We start from the raw sequence: 19037 nt of genomic DNA, 5'->3' as shown, positions 1-19037 counted from the left end.
ACACGTCGGCCAGCGAGAAAGACAGCATCCACTGTCAGGGCTTTGCCCAATTGACTGCGGCGCCACCAGCGCCGGCGGTCCTGGATCTGGCGGCCTTGCGCGGCCGGATGCAGCGTGGTCAATTTAGCGCCGGCCAATGTTACGAGGTCTTTGAGCAGATGGGCATCAGCTACGGTCCGGCTCACCGGGCGATTGCGGCGCTGCATGCGGGGGATGCGGAAGTGCTGGCGCGGCTGTCGTTGCCGTCATGCGGCACCCAGTTCGTTCTTCATCCTGGCTTGCTCGATTCGGCGATCCAGGCGAGCCTGGGCTTGCTGCTGGATAGCCAGGGCATGCTGGCCGAGGTGACACCGATGCTGCCGTTTGCACTCGATCGGGTTGACGTGCTGGCGCCATGCGGCGCCGAGATGTGGGCGCTGATCGTGCCGGCCACCGATACCGGCGCCGACAGCGCGCTGCAAAAGCTCGCGCTGCAAAAGCTCGACATCACGCTCTGTGACGAGACTGGTCGTGTCTGCGTGCGCTTGACCGGCTTCTCTTCGCGCAAGATCGGCGACGGCGTCAAGACAGTTGTTGCTGAGCGAAAAATCAATCCATCGGAAGTGCCGCAAACAGCTCCGCAAACAGCTCCGCAAACCGGCGCATTGCAGGACCAGGTGCAAGCCGCCTTGCTGCAGCTGGTATCGAGCTTGATCAAGGTCAAGCCTGAAGATATCGACCTCGACAGCGAACTCAGCGAATATGGTTTCGATTCGATTTCACTGACCGAACTGGCTAACAAGCTCAACCAGGAATACGGGCTGGAACTGATGCCGACGCTGTTTTTCGAGCATGGGACCGTGTCCAGCCTGGCCACCTACCTGGTCGAGGCGCATCAGGCGCTGTTTGCGCGCCGCTTTGGTTCACCGGCCAGTGCGGCGGTGGCCATGCCGCAGCCGCAGATAGCCGTTACGGAGACTGCGCTTCAGGCGCCAGTGACCCGCCGCAGCCGTTTTGGCCCAGCGTCCGCTGTCACGTCCGCTGTGACGGCCGCTGTGCCGGAAGCGATCGCCATCGTCGGCATCAGCGGCTGCATGCCGATGGCAGACGATCTGGATGCCTTCTGGACCAACCTGGTGGAAGGGCGCGACTGCATCAGCGAAATTCCTGCCAACCGCTGGGACTGGCAAGCGATGTTCGGCGATCCGGATCAGGAAGCGAACAAGAGCAACGTCAAATGGGGCGGTTTCATCGACGGCGTCGATCAGTTCGATCCGCAATTCTTTGGCATTACGCCGCGCGAGGCGCAAGTCATGGATCCGCAGCAGCGTTTGCTGATGACCTATGTCTGGAAGGCGCTGGAAGATGCCGGCTATGCAGCGCAAGGATTGTCCGGCAGCCGCACTGCCTTGTTCGTCGGCACTTGTTCGAGCGGTTATGGCAGCCTGCTGGCACAATCTCCGCAAGCACAGGAAGCATATACCTCGACCGCGCTGGTATCGTCGATCGGTCCCAACCGGATGAGCTATTTCCTCAACCTGCATGGCCCGAGCGAACCGATCGAAACCGCCTGTTCCAGCTCGCTGGTGGCAGTCAACCGCGGCGTGGCGGTGCTGCGCGACGGTAGTTGCGAAATGGCGATTGTGGGCGGCGTCAACACGATCGTCACGCCGGATGCGCATATCAGTTTCAACAAGGCCGGGATGCTGAGCCAGGATGGCCGCTGCAAGACGTTCTCGCAGCACGCCAACGGCTATGTACGGGGCGAAGGTGTCGGCATGCTGGTGCTGAAACGCTTGAGCGACGCCGAGCGGGATGGCGACCATATCTATGGCCTGATCCGTGGCGGCGCCGAGAACCATGGCGGCCGTGCCAGTTCCCTGACCGCGCCCAATCCGCTGGCGCAGGCCGAGCTGCTCAAGGATGCCTACACACGGGCCGGGATCGATCCGCGCACCATCAGCTACATCGAGGCGCATGGCACCGGCACCAAGCTGGGCGATCCGGTCGAAATCACCGGCCTGAAGCATGGTTTCGGCGATCTGCATCCCCATGCCGGGGCAGCGTATTGCGGGCTGGGTTCTGTCAAGAGCAACATCGGCCATCTGGAACTGGCGGCCGGTGTGGCCGGCGTGATCAAGGTGCTGCTGCAGATGAAGCACAAGACGCTGGTCAAGAGTTTGCACAGCACGCCGCTCAATCCTTACTTCGATCTCTCCGACAGTCCGTTCTATGTGGTCCAGGAGACGGGGCCATGGCAGGCACAAACCGATGCGCAGGGGCGAGCATTGCCGCTGCGCGCAGGGGTCAGTTCGTTCGGCTTTGGCGGCGTCAATGCCCACGTGGTGCTGGAGGAATATGTGGCGGCGGCGGCAATGGTGCCGGCAGTCGTGCAGGGGCCGTCGCTGATCGTGCTGTCGGCCCGCAATGAGGATCGCCTGCGCGAGACGGCGGCCAATCTGCTGGCCTATCTGCAGCAGCATGAGCAGACCGATCTGACGGCGCTGGCGTATACCTTGCAGCTTGGCCGGGATGCGATGGAAGAGCGGCTGGGCTGGGCGGTATCGTCGCTGGCGGAGCTGGTCGACAAGCTGCGCGGTTTCGTTGCCGACGGCGCCCTTGGCAGTGGCGTACGGGGGCAGGTCAAGCGCAACAAGGAGGCGGTATCGGTCTTGTCGGCGGACGAAGATACATCGGCATTGCTGGATGCCTGGCTGGCCAAAGGCCGCTACGGACGCGTATTGGAGATCTGGAGCAAGGGCTTGAATGTAAGCTGGGAACGCTTGTACGGTGCGGTCAAGCCGCAGCGGCTGAGTCTGCCGACCTATCCGTTTGCGAAGGAACGGCATTGGGTCGATACGCTTGCGCAGCCAGTTGTGGCGCCAGCCGCATCCGCCGCACCGGCCACACCAGTCGTTCCAGGTGTCGTTGCGCCAGTCGGCGAGGCTGTCTTTGAACAGGTGGCCACGCGCGTCGCCGCGCTGTCCGGGCTCGATGCGAACGCATTGAAACGGGACATGCAATGGCATGAGCTGGGACTCGATTCGGTATTTCTGCTGCAATTGATCGCAACGTTGATCCGCGACTTCCCGCAGCTGGATCGCAAGAAGGATGGCGACGTTTTGTTGCGCTGCACGACCGTCGGCGACATGGTGAGTCATATCGAGCAGGCGCACGGCGCATCCATGACGCCAGTTGCGACAGCGATGCTATATGCCTTTACGCCGCCAGCACGGCACGGCACGGAGCTCACGCTGCGTCCTGCGAAAAACAATCCGCAGAATCAGTTGTGTGATGAATTGCGGATAGAGGCAAGCGACCCGGTCAGCCTCAGCGCCAGGGTGGTGGTCGACGAAACGCATCCCTTCTTTTTCGATCATCCGCTCGATCATGTATCCGGGATGCACCTTGGAGCGGCGATGAGCGAGGCAGTCAAGGCAGCACATGCCCATCGCTACCACCTGCACGCAGATACCGTCCTGTTCGTCTCTACGATCGAACTCAATTTCCTGGAGGTCTGCAGCAAAGAGCCTGATGCGATCGTGCATGTGACGGCGGCGGCGAGCCCTGGATTTTACGACGCCAGCGTCAGCCAGGAAGGACGCCTGATGGTACGCGCGCATTTTGCCGTGCATGGCATGACGCCGCATCCTTCCGGCGGGAGCAAACTGCCGCCCGGCGTGCGCCCGGCAAGCCAGACAGTACTGAACAAGCTTGACGGCGCCAACGTGCTGCTCAGCGAAGCGCTTGGAACGGTGGAAAAGCCGGGCTGCTATCTGTTGCCGCAAACCGGCGCCAGCTTCTTCACGGACTTTCCGCAACAAATGATCGATATCGTGGTGCTGGCGGAAGCGGCACGGCAATCCTTGCGGATGTTTTCTGCCCATTATCCGGAGGCGGAGCATGCAAGCGATGCGGCGACGTTGCCGGAAACGATGCACAGCGTTGACTTGCTGAAAACCTTGAAATTGCAGATGGAGCGGCCTTTGTTTTGGGACGAAGCAGTTTATCTGGAGCTTAGCCTGTATGAAAAACTGGAAATCGGCAGTGCCACCTTGCTGCAGATCGAGGGGATTTTCATGGTGGAGGGGCGGGAAGCAGGGCGTTTCTCCACCAATGCCATGTCCTTGAGCGCGGCCTTGCATGAAGAGTGGGGACAGCGGGCGGGCCTGGTGTAGTGCCTGCTGGAATAACGGGAAATTGACGCAACATCAAGGAAGGAATGAAAGGGACGGCATGAAAGAAGGAAAATTGAAAACAATCAAGCTGATTGCAGTCGATCTGGATGGACCGCTGCTGGTCGATACGTTTAGTCCGATCATGTATGAATTGTGTACCGATTACTACAAAATAGCGTACACGCGCGACATTGAACGCAATACGTTTTCGCGCCCGCGCGCGGAGGTGGTCACGTACATGCGCGATCTGGTCAAGGCCAGCATGAGTGCGGAAGAAAGCGCCAAAAGCGAGCAGGAAAGCCTCGACGGCTACTTTCGTTATCGCGCCGAGTACATGAAAAACCATCCGTTCGGCATGAAGCCGGAAGTGCCCGCATTTCTCGATCTATTGGCGTCGCTTGATGTGAGATTGGTCTGTTATGGCGGCCTGCCCGAGGCGTATATGCGTGAATCGCTGGGCGCTTTTGCCGACCGCTTCGACCCTTACGTCTGCACTAACGATTTTCGGCCCGGCATACGTGAAATCATTGAAGATATCTACCATGTCGAGCCGCGCCAGGCATTGTTCATCGATGATGTCAATTTTGTCGCTGAACGAGCCCGGACCCTCGGCGTCCCGTTCATCGGGGTGCCGTCGACCAGCGCATGGAGCTGGCAAAAGCATGATATGCAGGAAACAGGCGTCAAGTATCTGGTTGAGTCGGTGGCCGAGATCGACCTGGCGATGTTGCTGGCGCTCGACCGCGACGCAACTCGCGGTGATGTCTGGGCAAGCCAAAGGCAAGACCAGGAGCTGCACGAGATGTGACGCATCATGAAAAACTGGCATCGACCTGGTTCGCATTGATGGCCCCGGCAGGCAATAGTTGGGCGCCGGCAGCGGGCCGGACGTACGCACGTCCGGTCGGCCAGCGTGCCTTTACTCCGGCCAGACAATCGTGGGGCCGTTCTGGATCGAGCGGATCAGGATCGGCGCCACGTGCTGGATTTTGTTCCAGTCAAAATAATAGCGCTCCATCGTGGCCGGCGATGCGACGTGGCGCTTGACGCCATTGTCGATCAGGTACACCGCCGCATCGCCCTGCGCCTGCGCCAGCACGGCGCCGTGGCTGAGCGGCGTTCCCGTATCGATATTGTTCAGATGCGGGTCTTGCACGACGCCTTTCCAGTCGCGGAACAGGTTGTTGTACGTGGTGGGATCGGGAATATGCCGCTTCATGCCCTGGTCGATGAGGTAGATTGCCGGTGCGCCGGGCAGCTGCATCCGCAGACCGTCGAGATCTTTTCTGATAGCCATGATGTTCACCTTGGTGGGTTGCGCCGCAAGCGACAGGCGGAATCCTTGCCACGGCCGCGCCGTTGCGGCAAGACGGAACGGGTTTGCGGGGCAGGGAGGTGTCAGGGCTTGCACGTGCGGGGCAGGTGGCCTGCGCACCGGTGCCTGTCCAGCCAGATTACAAGCCGGCCGCGCGCCAGCGCTTGTGTCCGCTCAAGCGCTGGCCTGACGGCGCACACCCCCCTGGCGCGCCTGTACATCCAATACAACACTCGGAGTTGTTTTTTGAATAAGCCAGGGGAAATGGCGTCAATGTCATTTTATAAATCGCCATAGCAGCGTAATGTTGACAGTTCACAATCTAAAAATGTGTGTCGACGTCCGTCGATTATTCCCATCATTCATAGGAGACCTGTATGTTGAAACCCCTTGCGCGCTGTGTTGCGATTGCCTGTGCTTGTGCCACCTTGCCTGCCGTTGCCGCCTGTCCCGACTACACCACCGCGGCCAATCCGCCGGCATTCTCCGGACCCGCGAAAAAGACATTTTCCAAATTCGGCAATACGATCCTGGCGGGCTTGTACAAGCCCTGGCATATGGCGCATGACACCATCGTCAAGGCAGGTTCGTCAGCGACCATCACGGGCAAGTTCGACTACGACGCGCTGCTGCACAAGGACCTGGAAGGCGAGCGTGTGCACGCGTATCTGTACGGGACCGGCATGTCGCAATGGCAGTACGTCGGCAATTTCGTGACCGACAGCGATGGCAAGGTCAACGTGCCGCTGGGCGTGCGCCCGGTCGGCGATTATGTCGTGCGCTTCGTCGTGGAAGGCGATCTGAGTTCCACCACCGGTTACCTGAGCGTGGTCGATCCGGGGCGCGACGCGGTGGTGTTCGACATCGACGGCACCTTGACCATCAATGACTTCGAAGCCTATGCCGATTATGTCGGCGTCAAGACCGCCACGCCGTATTACTACGCGCCGCAAGTGGTCAACGCTTATCGCGAGAAGGGATACCAGGTGATCTTCCTGACCGCGCGGCCGTACTGGGTCACCAAGGATGGCCTGGAGTGGCTCGATATCCAGAAGGTCGGCCGCTGGCACTACCATTCCAATCCTTACGGCGGCGGTCCGATTCCGCCGGATACCCAGAAATTCAAAACCGATTACGTGCGCCATTTGCGCGATGTGGTCGGCCTGAACATCGTGCGCGCCTACGGCAATGCCAGCACCGATATCGGGGCCTATGCCGACGGCGGAATTGCGAAAGCGAATACCTACATCATCGGGCCGGACGCGGGTAAATCGGGCACCCAGCCGATCCATGGCGAGTATGGCTCGCACTATGCGTTCGTGGTGACGCCGACACCGGTGGCGAGCTGCCGCCGCTAACGGTCTCGCCTGGCTTTTTGGAGGCGCGCCTCTAATTGCCATGTTATTAATCTTGCAGCCTTAACATAGAATTGTTATTTAATGCGCCGGCGCCGCGGCATGCCCGCGATCGCGCCGGCGATGGATGCAGAGTCTGGAGCAAAGTGTCATGCTGGTACGCGATCAAGAGATCTTCAGCGAATTTGGAGAAGTGGTTGAATTCCATTCCGCTCAACATCGCGATGATGTGGAGCTGTTTCGGGCGCAGATCGTGCGCAAGGTGTTTTCCCCGCATGTGCATGACGGCTATGTGATCGGCGTCGTCGAACGGGGCGTGGAGCGGTTTCACTGGCGCGGCGCGGAGCGCTATGCGACCAGCACCGACCTGGTCTTCATCAATCCCGACCAGGTGCATACCGGCGAGGCGGCTGAGCGCAGCGGTGTCATCTACCGGAATATTTTCGTGGCCACCGAGGCCATGAAACAGATCGTCGGTTGCACCATCTATTTTCCGGACCCGGTGGTCAGCGATCCCGTGCTCGGCCAGCGTCTCAAGCTGGCGCTCGACACCCTGGCCATGGCAACCGAACCGCTGGCCTACGACAGCATCATGGAAGCCCTGATTTTCGATATCGCGGCCCGTTACGGGCGCGGTTTTCAAGACCATGCGCCCGACCTGATGCATGGCTTGCCGGGCATGTCGCGCATCATCGACTATATCGACGCCAATATCGGCAATACGCTGCGGGTCGAAGAGCTGGCCGATATCGCGAACCTGAGCCGGTTTCATTTCATCCGGCGCTTCCGCAAGATGACCGGGGTGACCCCGATCGCCTTCGTCCAGGCGCGCCGCACCTCGATGGCCAAGACCTTGTTGCGCAAGGGCGGCAGCCCCTCGTCGATCGCACTGATGACCGGATTTGCCGATCAAAGCCATCTGACCCGCTGGCTGAAAGCCTGTTACGGGGTGACGCCCGGGGCGTACAAGGGCAAGCGATAAGACTGGTCGGCATGCGCCTGCGGGCGCCTTTGCGGTCCTGCGCGCCGCGCGGGCGCCAGGAACATCTTGCGGGCCCGCTCCAGGATGGCGTTGTCGGCGCGCGTGGTGGCGCGCTGCGGCGTGGCCGGCGCCGTCGATGGATTCAAATACGCGAGGTAGGGCTTGCCCGCGTTCCAGAATACCAGGCCGCTGCCGCCTTGCGGAATCGCGCCGGCGTAGTCGGCCAGGATCACCATGCGCTCGTCGATGACATACACCAGGGGCGGCGCGGGGAGGTCGGGGGTGGAAGGCTTCATAGGGAAATGATATTACTGGCTGCAAAAATGATCAGGGCAAGTCCAAGGAACAGGTCGATGGAGCTATTGAATTTCAGGTAAATGCGGCGAATCGCGTCCTGGCCGAACACAAAGGCGACAAACGAATACCACAGGATTTCGAACGAGCTGCAGATGGCGATGATGGTGACCTTGTCCATCGTCGTCGAGGAATGCGCCAGGAACGATGAAAAAATACTGATCATGAATGCGATCGTTTTCATGTTCGTGATATTGGTGATGAAGCCCATCTTGAAGCTCTTGAAGAAGCTGTGCGACGCAGCGGCGGCCGGAGTCCCGTCCACCGGTGCCGCAGCGGCGCTGTCGCGTTGCCGCTTCCTGCTCTGCAAGGCGCTTTTGATAAGCAGATAAGCGATATACAGCAGGTACAGCGCGCCCAGGATGCCGGCGATCTTGTTCAAGGCCGGGAACTGGTTCAACAGCAGCGCCAGTCCGAGTATCGAGGAAGTCGAAAAAATCAGGCCGACGCACCAGATGCCCAGCGACGCGCCGATGCCGGCGGAAATCGAGTTGGACGCGGCGAAGCGGCTCACCAGGATGAAATTGGGGCCGGGACTGATCACGGCCATGATGTACACAAGTGCGGGTGAAAACACGTTTCGTCTCCCATTCGATGGGCCGCGCGCAGGGATTGCACGCGCGCCCATATAAACCACATTGCAGGAACCGTGTTCCCGATTACGCCTCGACGGCGGCCAGCAGTTCGACCTGCGCAGCGGCCGGTTGCGCCGGCGCGGCGGCGCGCCTTGGTCCCGGCACCAGCAGGCTGTCGGCGATGACCTTGGCGCGCAGCGACACCAGGCTGAATGAGCCCGCATCGCCCAGTCCGTGCGACGACTCGCACAGGCCGTTGAGGTACAGGCGCGGGGCGGCCGGGTTTTTCAGGCGCACGCTGTAGTCCCGTTCGACGGCGACCACCCCGTTATCGTCCAGCGGCAGCTGATCGGCAACGGTGTTGAGGATGCGCGGATACGGTTCGCCGCGCGGCGCCGCCGAAAAATCGAGGAAGCCCGTTGCCAGCACCAGCGCATCGAGTTGCACCGACGATGTTTCCCCGGTATTGACCTCGCGCAGCGCGATGTCCACGGCGCCGTCGTCCAGGCCGGTGGCGCTGTCGATCGCCTGGTTGGTCAGCAGATGGAAGCGGTTTTTGCCGTGCAGCTTTTCTTCGTAAATGCGGACGTACAGCTGGTGAATCACGTCGCCATCGGCCGATGAATAGTTGGTGCCGCGCAGCTGGTTGCTCAGATGGGTCTTGGCCGCCGGCTTGAGGCCATAAAAGTAATCGATAAATTCCGGGAAGTAGACGCGGTCGCTGAACGGACTGGTGTCCTTCAGGCGAAAGCCGAAACCGCGCTGCAGCGAATAGATTTGCTTGTCCGGAAAGCGGTCCATCAAATCGAGCAGCAATTCCACCGCGCTTTGGCTGGCTCCCAGCACGCCGATCTTGTCGCAGCTGGCTGGCAGTGCGGCAACGTGGCTGAGGTATTTGGTCAGGTGGAATACCCGCTTGCCTTGCAGCGGCGCCAACACGTCCGGAATGTTCGATGCCCTGCCGGTGCCGACAATCACCGAGCGCGCCAGCAGGCGCTCGCCGCCGTGGCAGATCACTTCCCATACCTGCTCGCCATTGATCTTGGTCATGCTCATCGACTGGACCCGGGTATTATATTGAACGATGGCGGCGAAACTGGCCGATACCCATTCGATATAATTGGCGAATTCCTTGCGCAGGGGATATTCCAATCCCAGGTTCAGATATTCAAGCAGGCGCTCGTTTTCTTTTAAATAATTAATGAAGGTGTAGTGGCTTTTCGGATTGCGCAAGGTCACCAGGTCGCGGATCGGGTTATTCTGGATATCCGATCCGAGCAGCAGCATGTCCTTTTGCCATACGGCGCTTTCCTGGGCTTCGATAAAACGGACATTGGCCAGCGATGCTTCTTCTTCGAGGCAAATGGCCAGCGCCAGGTTCGACGGTCCAAAACCAATTCCCAACAGATTATAAATATGCGATGCCATGGTTTCTACTTTACGGTGGGTACGACGTTAATCTGCTCATCCGGGGTGGTGGCCGCCGCATGCAGGGGATAGTGATAGTAGTAATAGCCGCGATTGCGGATGAAGCCGAAGCGTTCATACAGGGCGCAGGCGCGCAGGTTATCGACCGCGCCTTCGATGAACAGTTGCTTGGCGCCCGCCTCATGGGCGAAATTGGCCGCACCCTGGAGCAGGCTCTCGCCGATCCCCAGGCTGCGGAAAGCCTGTTTCACATACAGGTCGTTGAGGATCCACAGGCGCTGCATGGTCACGCTGGAGAAGCTGGGGAACAGCTGGGTAAAACCGGCGATTTCATCCCCGACCACGGCAACGATGACCTGGGATTCGCCCAGGAATACCCGTTCGCGCAGGAAGTGCAGGGAGCCCACATAGTTCGGCTCTTCGTTGTAGAACTGGCGGTAGGAATCGAACAGGGCGGCAACTTCCTCCATGTCGTCCAGCGTCGCATAGCGGATCACCGCCTCGGCCTGGGCCGTCATGCCGCTTTCTCCTCGGCGTAGCGGGCAATGCCGATCACTTGCTCGAACGCCCCCGCCAGGATATCGAGCCCTTGCGCCAGCACGTCATAGTCGATCGTCAGGGCCGGCAGCAGTTTGACCACCTGGCCATGGACGCCGCAGGTTTCGACGATCAGCCCGGCGCGGAAGGCCGCCTGCGAAATGGCCGAGGCCACCTCGCCGCTGCCCACGTCGATGCCGCACATGAAGCCGCGGCCGAGGAAGCGGGTCTCGGGAATATAGGTGCTGCTGCGTGCGGCAAGCGCTTTGAGCCGGCCGTGCAGATACACGATCTTTTGCTGCAGCTCGCGCTCGAAGGCGGGCCCGCTCCAGAAAGTATCGATGGCTGCCTTGGCCGTCACGAAGGCCAGGTTGTTGCCGCGGAAAGTGCCATTGTGTTCGCCCGGCTCCCACTGGTCGTGGTCGGGGTTGATCAGGTTCATCGAGAACGGCAAGCCGTAACCGCTCAGCGATTTCGACAGGCACACGATATCGGGCGTCACGCCCATCCCCTCGAAACTGAAAAAGCGGCCGCTACGGCCGCAGCCGGACTGGATATCGTCGATGATCAGCAAGGCGCCATGCTCGCGCGCCAGGGTTTGCAAGCGTTGCAGCCAGCCGGCGCTGACGCAGCGCAGGCCGCCTTCGCCCTGGATGGTTTCAATCAGGAAGGCGGCAGGCGCTTCGACGCCGCTGCCGGACTGCAGCATGCGCGCGATCAGGTCGATCGAATCGACCTGGTCGCCCAGATAGCCTTCGTACGGCATGAACGTCACGCCGCCGAGCGCCACGCCGGCGCCCTGGCGTTTTTTTGGATTGGTGGTCGCGGCGAGCGAGCCCAGGCTCATGCCGTGGAAGGCATTGGAAAACGCGATGACGTTGCTGCGTTTGGTGACCTTGCGCGCCAGTTTCAAGGCCGCCTCGACCGCATTGGTCCCGGTCGGGCCGGTGAACTGGACTTTGTATTTCATCCCGCGCCGGTGCAGGATCTGTTCCTGGAAGGTCTGGATGAAGTCTTCCTTGGCTTCCGTATAAAAGTCCAGGCTGTGGGTGATGCCGTCGTTGTCGAGGTAGGCCTTGAGTTTTTCCTTGAGCGGCTCGCAGTTATGGCCGTAATTGAGCGCGCCGGCGCCGGCGAAAAAGTCCACATACACCTGCTGGTCGACACTGTGGATCTTCGATCCCTTGGCATGGCGGATTTTTACGGGAAAGTCGCGGCAGTATGAACGGACCTTCGATTCATGCACTTCGAAGGTGGTAAACGCGTTATTGATTGACAGGAGATTGTTTGGCATTGGAATACGACCATCCGGTTGTTGGGGTGCGGAGATAATATGAAATCCAATGCGCCGTTTATAGAATGAAATTGCTCTTTTCCCGATTGTCATGCAGATGGCATGTATTTTTATGGGATTTATCTTGTATATCGAGTTTATATAATGCTAGTGAATAGCCATATATAAAAAATGGTGCGCCTTGCGATGTCAATCGGGCGCCATGCGCGCATGAATAAATGCAGACGCGGCCGGTAAAGTGGTATGTTTACCGGGCCGCAACGCTTGCGGCCGGGCGCGCGCGGCGCCGCTATCTAAAAGGAGTTCTATCTTGGATGAATGCGTTTTCTTCGCCTTGCGCAGGTTTCCGTCCGAACTGGCAGCGCTGTACGCGGCCATCCCCAGCGCGGATGCCGCCTGGGTGCCGCTATCCTGGGAAGGGATACCGAGCGAGAGGTTCACGGCGATCGAACAGATCTGCCATGTGCGCGACATCGAAATCGATGGCTATCAGCTGCGCCTGCGGCGCCTGCTGGAGGAAGACAATCCGCTGCTGCTATCGATCGATAGCGAGCGCGTGGCGCGCGAGCGCGGCTATCCCGACGCATCGGTGGAACAGGTCTTTGACGCGTTGCGCGAGGCCAGGGAGCGCACGCTGCGGACCATCGCCGGGCTGAACGGCAGCCAGTGGCAGCGGCGTGGCGTATTCGAGGGTTACGGCCCGGTGACGGTCAAGGGCCTGGTGCATTACCTGTGCAGTCACGATCAACAACATCTGGCCGGGCTGCATTGGCTGCTGGGACAAATGGCCTCGCGCGCGGATTAGTCGAGGTCGCCCTCGGCCGGCGGTTTTTTGTTCCCGGTGATCATCGCGCCGACCAGGTTTTCGCGGTGCTGCCAGCTGGTCAGCAGCACGCCGCTTACATGCAGGGCCACCAGCGCGGCCAGCAGCCAGGCGAGCGCCAGGTGCACCCGCACCGGCCAGGCATAGCCCCACAGCAAGTCAGTGCCCAGTGCCCATCCACTTATGGCCAGCAGGGTGATGCTGGCCAGCAGTGCCACGACCATCCAGCCGCCCAGCGGATTGTGGCCGATATGGCGCGCGGCGCGGCCCCGGGCCACCGCCTTCAGGTAGCGCACGGTGGGCGCCGGCGCGCGCACGAACTGCGCGAAGCGCGCGTAGCGGTTGCCCGCAAAGCCCCACAGCAGGCGCGCCAGCGCGATCGCCGCGGCCGCATAGCCGATGTACTCGTGCGCGGCGCCGCTCCGGTCGCTGCTCCACCATGCCGCAACGATGCTCGCCACCAGCGACCAGTGCAGCAGGCGCACCGGCGCATCCCAGACTTTCAGCTTATTTCTCTTCAACGCGCGCGAAGGTCACCGGATCGAAGAACGCTTCGATGCGCTTGCCCTGCGGGTCCTTGGCATATACTTCGTAGCAGCTTGCGGTCGCTTCCATGCGGCGCACCACCCAGCCTTCCTTGGTCAGTTTTTCGTGCAGTTCGGTGTGCGGCTTCCATTCCGCTTTCGGACGCGTGGTGCATTTCACGTCGCCATGGGCCCAGGCACCGTTGACGGCGAAGGCGAGGACGAGCGGGGCCAGTTTGGCGATGGTCGAGGTCATTGTATTTCCTTATCAATATGAAAATCAGGTCGCTGCCCAGCGGCGCAGCAGGTTATGGTAAATCCCGGTCAGCTTGAGCAGGTTGCGGTCGTCCGCCGCCAGGCCTGGCGTCAGGTTCTGGATGGTCTGGTCCAGGTCGAACAGCAAGGTGCGCTCGGCGTCGTCGCCGACCAGGCTTTCGATCCAAAAAAACGAGGCGACCCGCGCGCCGCGCGTGACCGGCGTGACCCGGTGCAGGCTCGAGGCCGGATACAGCACCATGTCGCCCGCACCCAGCTTGACGGTCTGCACGCCGAATTCGGTGTCGATTTCCAGCTCGCCGCCGTCGTACTCGCCCGGCTCGGACAGGAACAGGGTGGCAGCCAGGTCGCTGCGCAGGCTCAGGTGGGTGTTGGGAATCTGCATCACTGCGCTATCAACGTGCGTGCCATAGGTTGCGCCGACAGCGTAGCGATTAAATTTTGGCGGATAAATCTTGCGCGGCAGGGCGGCGGCGATGAACAGCGGCGTGTTGCCGAGCGTGCGCAGGATGTGATTGCCCAGGCTGACGGCCACGTCGGCACCGTCGTCGATCTGGGCATTGTTCTTGGCCGAGCGCGCCAGGGTGCCGGCGGTGGCCGCGCCATCGCGCCACTCGGCCCGGTCCAGGTAGACGCGAAATTGCCGCACTTCATCCTTGCTCAAGACCGCGTCGAGGATGGTCAGCATGGCGAGCCCGGCCGCCGCAGCACGGCACCGCTGCCGATCTCGTCCACGGTGGCGCAGCCGGCCAGCGCCATGCACACTTCGAGTTCCTCGCGCAGCAGCTTGACCATGTGCGCCACGCCGAGCGCGCCGGCCACGCTGAGCGCGTACATTTGCAGGCGCCCGATCAGCACCGCGTCGGCCCCCAGCGCGAGCGCCTTGAAGATATCGGTGCCGGAGCGGATGCCGCCGTCGAGCAGCAGCGGGAAACCGGGGCCGGTGGCGGCGCGGATGGCCGGCAGCACGTCCAGGCTGGCCGGCGCGCCGTCCAGGGTGCGCCCGCCGTGGTTCGACACCACCACGCCGGCCACGCCGATGGCGCGCAGGGCCACGGCGTCGTCGGGATGCAGCACGCCCTTGACCAGCACCGGCAAGGTGGTCTGGGCGAGCAGCCAGCGCAGGTCGTCCCAGCTCGGGGCGCTGCCCATGATGCCCTGGAAGATGCGGCTGTGCTGGGGCGCGGCCGGCGCCGTTTCGGCCGGGGCGTAGCCGCGCAGGTTGGCCGCCACGCAGTCGGCCGGCATGCGAAAGCCGGCGCGCAGGGCGCGCTTGCTGGGCACCTGGATCGGGGCGTCGAGCGTGACCACGATGGCGCTGTAGCCGGCCTTGACGGCGCGCGCCAGCAAGTCGTGCGTGTCCTCGCGGCGCAGCTGGAAATACAGCTGGAACCAGCGCTGCGGCCCGGCGCCGCGCGCCACGTCTTCCAGGCTGCACGACGCGAGCGTGCTGCTGACCAGGCAACTGTCGACCGCATGCGCCGCGCGCGCGCTCTGCAGCTCGCCGGCGGCGTGCGCCAGGTTCTGGAAGGCGACCGGCGCCAGGAAGACCGGATGGGCGAATTGCTGGCCCGCCAGGGTCACCCGGGTATGCCCGGCGCTGACATCGCGCAGCAGGCGCGGATAGATATCCCAGCGCGCGAACGCGGCCAGGTTGGCGGCCACCGTCAGGTCGTGGCCGCTGCCGCCGGCCACATAGTCGTAGCTGGGCGGCGCCATGAAGCGCTGGGCCAGGGTTTCATAATCGGCGGCGCAGCCGATTTCCGCAGGGATCTTGCCAAGAGGCGGCTGGGCGCCAGGGAGAGGTGTGGTCATCATAAAATGAAAAATGCCGGGGCTTACCCGGCATTGTAGCGAACTTGCTGGCTGGTCAAGCGACTTGACGCGGCCCGCGCTTACAGTTCGTAGTTCAGGGCCAGGCGGACCGCGCGCGCATCACCCTTGTACAGGAAGGCGCCCGAGCGGTACACGGCCGTGAAGTAATCCTTGTTGCCGACGTTGAGCACGTTCAGGCGCAGGTCCAGCTTCTTCGAGAAGCGGTAGGACGCGAACGCGTCATACACGGTGAACGACGGGACTGGCTGCGCGCACCGGTTGTCGGCGGTGTAGCCGGCGGCGGTGTCGGGCTGGCCGCCGCAACGGTCGCTTTCGTAACGTGCCACGGCGCCGAACGAGAAGGCATCGGTCAGCTGGTACTTGGCCTGGGCCGAGAACGATTTCCTGGCAAAGTTGGCCAGTTCGCGGCCGATGCCGGCCGGCGCCGACGAACCGGTGACTTTCGAGCTCATCACGGCAGCGCCGATCTGGGCCGACAAGTCGTCGGTGATGTTGCCGGTCAGGCCGAATTCCACGCCTTGTACCTTGTTCTTGCCCGTGTTGAAGGTGCCGACGGTGTCGTAGTTCGCACCTTCCATCACATCCTTCTTCTTGGTCTGGAACACGGCGGCGGTGGCCAGCAGCTTGTCGTTCAGCAGGTTCCACTTGGTACCGAGTTCCAGGTTGATCGAGGTTTCCGGCTTGGCGCCGGCAATCTTGTTCTGGTACAGCACCGCGCCGCCGTAGCCGCTGTTGGTGCCCGAATCGGCTTCGCCGCCGTTGATGTCCTGCGAGCTGGCCGCGCTGCCGTAGACGATCAGTTTCGGCATGACCTTGAAGCTGACGCCGGCGTGGCCGTTGACCAGGGTGTCGGTGTAGCTGTAGTCGCCCGTGATCAGGTTGGTGGCCGGGGTGCGGCGTACCAGCGACAGGTCGAAGCGGTCGGCGCGGATGCCGGCAAAGGCTGTCAGGCGCTCGGTCAGGTCGACCGTGTCCATCGCCGTCAGCGAGAAGGACTTGACTTGCCAGTCCTGGTTCCAGCTGTTGCGGCGGCTGCTGCGGCCGGCGAAGTTGGTCAGGTCGGCGACCGCGACGCCATTGACGTCGTTGAAGCAGCGGGCGTTGTTCGGGCCGACTTTATCCGTGCTGCGGCAATTGAAGGCGCCGCTGTTGGCGACCGCGAAGTTGCCCGACACGACCTGGTGGTCGGTGTATTCGACGCCGAAGATGAATTCGTGCTTCATGCCCATGAGTTGCTTGTCCCAGCGCAGATTGCTCTGGTGGGCAAAATAATCCACGTCCTGCCAGCCGGTGTGGCCGCCGTCGAGCGCGGCGCTGACGAACGACTTCTGGGTGGCGGCGCTGTCGCCGACGTAGCGGGTGCCGCTCGATGCGCCGGTGGTGACATAGGCATTGCCGGACTGGCCGTAACGGGTCAGGCTGGTCAGGCTCAGGTCGGGGGCGAGTTTCCAGTTGATGCGCGCGGTCACGGTGTCGACGTCCGAGCTGAGGAAGTCGTTCGACTGGGCGTACACCGGCACGTTGGTGGCCGGCACGCGATTCGGCACGGCGCCGACCAGGAAGTGGCCCAGGTCGGGCAGCTTGTCGTCGGTGCGCAGGCCGTAGTAGTCGAGCGTGACGGACAGGTCCTTGCTCACTTCCAGCAGGCCGGACACGGCCACGCCCTTGCGGGTGCGGCTCGATGGCGCACGGTCAGGCACGTCTTCGTCGCCGTACAGGACGTTGGCGCGCAGGGCGAAGTTGTCGCCGAAGCCTTTGTTGAAATCGGCGCTGACGCGCTTGTGGCTGTCGGTGCCCACGCCCACGGTGACGCGCTGGAAGTCCTTGTCCAGGGTCGCTTGCTTGGTGATCGCGTTGACGGCGCCGCCGGCGGTGCCGCGGCCGGCGAAGCTCGAATTCGGGCCTTTGGAAATTTCCAGCTGTTCGATGGCGAAGCTTTCGCGGGTGGTCATGCCCGGATCGCGCAAGCCGTCGACGAACACGTCGCTGCGCGCTTCCTGGCCGCGGATGATGTAGCGGTCGCCGAAGGCATTGCCGTTTTCGCCGGTGCCGAGGGTGATGCCTGGCTGGGCGCTGAGAATTTGTTTCAGTTCGGTCATGCCGGAATCGTCGATCGCGGCCTTGGTGATCACCATGATGGTCTGCGGCGTTTCAGCCAGCGGACGGGTGTGGCGCGCATCGCCCGAGGTCTTGGCCTTGTACGGCGCGCCGACTTCGGCGTTCGGATTCGGGTCGAGGTACTTGCCGTAGACGATCACGTCGGGCAGGACTTTGCTCTCCTTTTCCGATGGCGCGGCGGCGGGCGCGGTGGTCTGGGCGCTGGCGGCGAACGGCATCATCAACAAGGCACTGGAAATGCCCATGGCAATACTGGTTTTCTTCATCGTATTGAACGTCATGTCGCTCTTGCTACGAAGACTCTTTGGCTGTTGCGATTGTTGTTGCTTCAAGATTAACTCCTCATATAGATGGGGCAGATTATAGCGACGTCTCCCATATGCGTAAACGTTAATCAATCTCATTTGCATTCACGGCATTGACATTGCTGTGGCGCAAGGTATGCGGGAGGCATGGCGCCGCGGGCGGCAGCGCGCCGCCGCTCATGGGAATCGGGGGATCCAACGGGGAGGGCGCATCGACGATGCGCCGGAGGGTGGCGGAGTGCGCCTTGCTGTTATTCCTTGCTATTATTTCTTGTAATAGCCTGCGGAAATAATGATGTCGTCGACTTTTTCAACATAGGCCGACTTGGCCTGTATCTGCTTGGTGACGGGATTGATCCATTTATAGTCGACCCAGCCGTTGCCAGGAGCGGCTGCCTTGGCGACAATTTCCTTCATGAAGTACTTCTCGTCCGCATCCTTCAATTCGATGACGTTCTTGCCGACCATCTTGGGATTGGCGCCGTGCGCCAGCACGGTGGCCTTGGCATCCCAGACGCTCAGGTACAGTTCGCCGTTCACGAATTGGCCCTTGCTGTTGGCCACTTCGGCAATCAGCTTGTCCTTCCCGTTCGCCTTCACGAAAGCGACACCGCGTTTCACCAGCGCCGTGGCTTCTTCCGCCGTTGCCGGTTCGGCCGCCAGGGCATGTGTTGCGAACGCCAATGTAGCGGCGATGGCAAGGACGCCCTTGGTAAACATTGTCATAACCTTACTCCTTGAAGTGATGGGGACTATGCGTCTGGCATGCTTGCCGATGGTGTACCGGGCAATGGCAAAAGTCAACCGGAACAGGCTGTCTCGCCTGCGCGGCGCGCCAGGCCGCTACACCGCACGGACGGTGGCCAGCCGCTTCGTGGCCAGCTCGCGAAAGTCCGGGGCGCCGGGAAAGCTCAGGCAGGTTTCCAGGCCGGCGACGGCGGCGGCCTGGCGATTGCCCATCGCGTCATGCGTGTTGGCGCGCTTGTAGCAGGTAAACGGGTATTGCGGATTGCTGTGCGCGGCCTTGGAAACATACTCCAGCGCCGTGTCGTACTCGGCTTGTTCCATGCTGATCATGCCGGCCGTGCTGTAGGCGGACGCTACGTCGTAGCCAGGCGCGAACGCGCGCTCCAGGCCGCGACGTGGCGGCTGTCCTCA

Annotated in this window: 18 protein-coding genes; 5 read left to right on the top strand and 13 right to left on the bottom strand. The window is 61.8% G+C overall.

From position 1 onward, the window contains the following. Positions 1–107: 107 nt before the first annotated feature. On the top strand, positions 108–4157 hold the full coding sequence (locus PO883_RS32280) for a beta-ketoacyl synthase N-terminal-like domain-containing protein (protein ID WP_373890127.1): 4050 nt from the start codon (positions 108–110) through the stop codon (positions 4155–4157). Between the two features lie 58 nt (positions 4158–4215). Then, positions 4216–4965, top strand: coding sequence for an HAD family hydrolase (locus tag PO883_RS32275; protein ID WP_289313425.1), 750 nt, complete (start codon positions 4216–4218; stop codon positions 4963–4965). 111 nt (positions 4966–5076) lie between these two features. Here PO883_RS32275 and PO883_RS32270 read toward each other — a convergent pair whose 3' ends face one another. Continuing rightward, entirely contained in the window at positions 5077–5454 is a 378-nt protein-coding gene (locus tag PO883_RS32270; protein WP_289313424.1) for a hypothetical protein, read from the bottom strand. A 395-nt stretch (positions 5455–5849) separates the two neighbouring features. On the opposite strand from PO883_RS32270, the gene PO883_RS32265 reads away from it, so the two are divergent. Together PO883_RS32265 and PO883_RS32260 are read left to right on the top strand one after the other, a co-directional pair. Beyond that, positions 5850–6830 carry a lipin/Ned1/Smp2 family protein gene (locus tag PO883_RS32265; RefSeq protein WP_289313423.1) on the top strand — a complete coding sequence of 327 codons (981 nt, stop codon included), beginning with the start codon at positions 5850–5852 and terminating at the stop codon, positions 6828–6830. 148 nt (positions 6831–6978) lie between these two features. Next, a complete protein-coding gene (locus PO883_RS32260; protein ID WP_289313422.1) occupies positions 6979–7809 on the top strand; it encodes an AraC family transcriptional regulator in 831 nt (276 codons plus the stop codon). Here PO883_RS32260 and PO883_RS32255 read toward each other — a convergent pair. The 5 genes from PO883_RS32255 to ectB form a co-directional block, all read right to left on the bottom strand. Further along, the gene (locus PO883_RS32255; RefSeq protein ID WP_289313421.1) at positions 7770–8105 is read right to left on the bottom strand and encodes a hypothetical protein; all 336 of its coding nucleotides are present in this window, start codon (positions 8103–8105) and stop codon (positions 7770–7772) included. The two genes, PO883_RS32260 and PO883_RS32255, sit on opposite strands and share 40 nt — an antisense overlap. Further along, positions 8102–8740 (bottom strand): LysE family transporter, encoded by a 639-nt coding sequence (locus PO883_RS32250; protein ID WP_289313420.1) that lies wholly within the window; start codon positions 8738–8740, stop codon positions 8102–8104. Before PO883_RS32250 ends, PO883_RS32255 begins: the two co-directional genes overlap by 4 nt. 82 nt (positions 8741–8822) lie before the next feature. Next, positions 8823–10166 (bottom strand): SidA/IucD/PvdA family monooxygenase, encoded by a 1344-nt coding sequence (locus PO883_RS32245; protein ID WP_289313419.1) that lies wholly within the window; start codon positions 10164–10166, stop codon positions 8823–8825. 5 nt (positions 10167–10171) lie between these two features. Beyond that, a complete protein-coding gene (locus PO883_RS32240) occupies positions 10172–10684 on the bottom strand; it encodes a GNAT family N-acetyltransferase (protein WP_289313418.1) in 513 nt (170 codons plus the stop codon). Beyond that, the gene (gene ectB, locus PO883_RS32235; RefSeq protein WP_289313417.1) at positions 10681–11997 is read right to left on the bottom strand and encodes a diaminobutyrate--2-oxoglutarate transaminase; all 1317 of its coding nucleotides are present in this window, start codon (positions 11995–11997) and stop codon (positions 10681–10683) included. Before ectB ends, PO883_RS32240 begins: the two co-directional genes overlap by 4 nt. Before the next feature lie 310 nt (positions 11998–12307). On the opposite strand from ectB, the gene PO883_RS32230 reads away from it, so the two are divergent. Beyond that, the gene (locus tag PO883_RS32230) at positions 12308–12802 is read left to right on the top strand and encodes a DinB family protein (RefSeq protein WP_289313416.1); all 495 of its coding nucleotides are present in this window, start codon (positions 12308–12310) and stop codon (positions 12800–12802) included. Here the strand turns inward: PO883_RS32230 and PO883_RS32225 are convergent. The 7 genes from PO883_RS32225 to PO883_RS32195 form a co-directional block, all read right to left on the bottom strand. Next, the gene (locus tag PO883_RS32225) at positions 12799–13341 is read right to left on the bottom strand and encodes a cytochrome b/b6 domain-containing protein (protein ID WP_289313415.1); all 543 of its coding nucleotides are present in this window, start codon (positions 13339–13341) and stop codon (positions 12799–12801) included. The two genes, PO883_RS32230 and PO883_RS32225, sit on opposite strands and share 4 nt — an antisense overlap. After that, positions 13328–13600 (bottom strand): PepSY domain-containing protein, encoded by a 273-nt coding sequence (locus tag PO883_RS32220; protein ID WP_289313414.1) that lies wholly within the window; start codon positions 13598–13600, stop codon positions 13328–13330. Before PO883_RS32220 ends, PO883_RS32225 begins: the two co-directional genes overlap by 14 nt. Before the next feature lie 24 nt (positions 13601–13624). Then, entirely contained in the window at positions 13625–14308 is a 684-nt protein-coding gene (locus tag PO883_RS32215; RefSeq protein WP_289313413.1) for a Fe2+-dependent dioxygenase, read from the bottom strand. Then, positions 14302–15438 carry an alpha-hydroxy acid oxidase gene (locus PO883_RS32210; RefSeq protein ID WP_289313412.1) on the bottom strand — a complete coding sequence of 379 codons (1137 nt, stop codon included), beginning with the start codon at positions 15436–15438 and terminating at the stop codon, positions 14302–14304. The genes PO883_RS32215 and PO883_RS32210 overlap by 7 nt, the downstream gene beginning before the upstream one ends. A 77-nt stretch (positions 15439–15515) precedes the next feature. Next, positions 15516–17855: a TonB-dependent siderophore receptor gene (locus PO883_RS32205; RefSeq protein ID WP_289313411.1), complete on the bottom strand. Its 2340-nt coding sequence runs from the start codon at positions 17853–17855 to the stop codon at positions 15516–15518. Between the two features lie 288 nt (positions 17856–18143). Beyond that, entirely contained in the window at positions 18144–18605 is a 462-nt protein-coding gene (locus tag PO883_RS32200; protein ID WP_289313410.1) for a cache domain-containing protein, read from the bottom strand. A gap of 117 nt (positions 18606–18722) precedes the next feature. Further along, a complete protein-coding gene (locus tag PO883_RS32195) occupies positions 18723–18956 on the bottom strand; it encodes a hypothetical protein (protein WP_289313409.1) in 234 nt (77 codons plus the stop codon). Positions 18957–19037 lie beyond the last annotated feature (81 nt).

This window comes from Massilia sp. DJPM01 (assembly GCF_030348125.1).
GTDB lineage: Bacteria > Pseudomonadota > Gammaproteobacteria > Burkholderiales > Burkholderiaceae_D > Telluria_A > Telluria_A frigida.
This window is presented reverse-complemented; position numbering and strand designations above follow the sequence as displayed.

Excerpts from the sequence above, each read along its gene's own strand:
- PO883_RS32280 (WP_373890127.1), top strand. The coding sequence starts at position 108 with ATGCAGCGTGGTCAATTTAGCGCCGGCCAATGTTACGAGGTCTTTGAG.
- PO883_RS32275 (WP_289313425.1), top strand. The coding sequence starts at position 4,216 with ATGAAAGAAGGAAAATTGAAAACAATCAAGCTGATTGCAGTCGATCTG.
- PO883_RS32270 (WP_289313424.1), bottom strand. The coding sequence starts at position 5,454 with ATGGCTATCAGAAAAGATCTCGACGGTCTGCGGATGCAGCTGCCCGGC.
- PO883_RS32265 (WP_289313423.1), top strand. The coding sequence starts at position 5,850 with ATGTTGAAACCCCTTGCGCGCTGTGTTGCGATTGCCTGTGCTTGTGCC.
- PO883_RS32260 (WP_289313422.1), top strand. The coding sequence starts at position 6,979 with ATGCTGGTACGCGATCAAGAGATCTTCAGCGAATTTGGAGAAGTGGTT.
- PO883_RS32255 (WP_289313421.1), bottom strand. The coding sequence starts at position 8,105 with ATGAAGCCTTCCACCCCCGACCTCCCCGCGCCGCCCCTGGTGTATGTC.
- PO883_RS32245 (WP_289313419.1), bottom strand. The coding sequence starts at position 10,166 with ATGGCATCGCATATTTATAATCTGTTGGGAATTGGTTTTGGACCGTCG.
- PO883_RS32240 (WP_289313418.1), bottom strand. The coding sequence starts at position 10,684 with ATGACGGCCCAGGCCGAGGCGGTGATCCGCTATGCGACGCTGGACGAC.
- ectB (WP_289313417.1), bottom strand. The coding sequence starts at position 11,997 with ATGCCAAACAATCTCCTGTCAATCAATAACGCGTTTACCACCTTCGAA.
- PO883_RS32220 (WP_289313414.1), bottom strand. The coding sequence starts at position 13,600 with ATGACCTCGACCATCGCCAAACTGGCCCCGCTCGTCCTCGCCTTCGCC.
- PO883_RS32215 (WP_289313413.1), bottom strand. The coding sequence starts at position 14,308 with ATGCTGACCATCCTCGACGCGGTCTTGAGCAAGGATGAAGTGCGGCAA.
- PO883_RS32210 (WP_289313412.1), bottom strand. The coding sequence starts at position 15,438 with ATGATGACCACACCTCTCCCTGGCGCCCAGCCGCCTCTTGGCAAGATC.
- PO883_RS32205 (WP_289313411.1), bottom strand. The coding sequence starts at position 17,855 with ATGACGTTCAATACGATGAAGAAAACCAGTATTGCCATGGGCATTTCC.
- PO883_RS32200 (WP_289313410.1), bottom strand. The coding sequence starts at position 18,605 with ATGACAATGTTTACCAAGGGCGTCCTTGCCATCGCCGCTACATTGGCG.
- PO883_RS32195 (WP_289313409.1), bottom strand. The coding sequence starts at position 18,956 with ATGATCAGCATGGAACAAGCCGAGTACGACACGGCGCTGGAGTATGTT.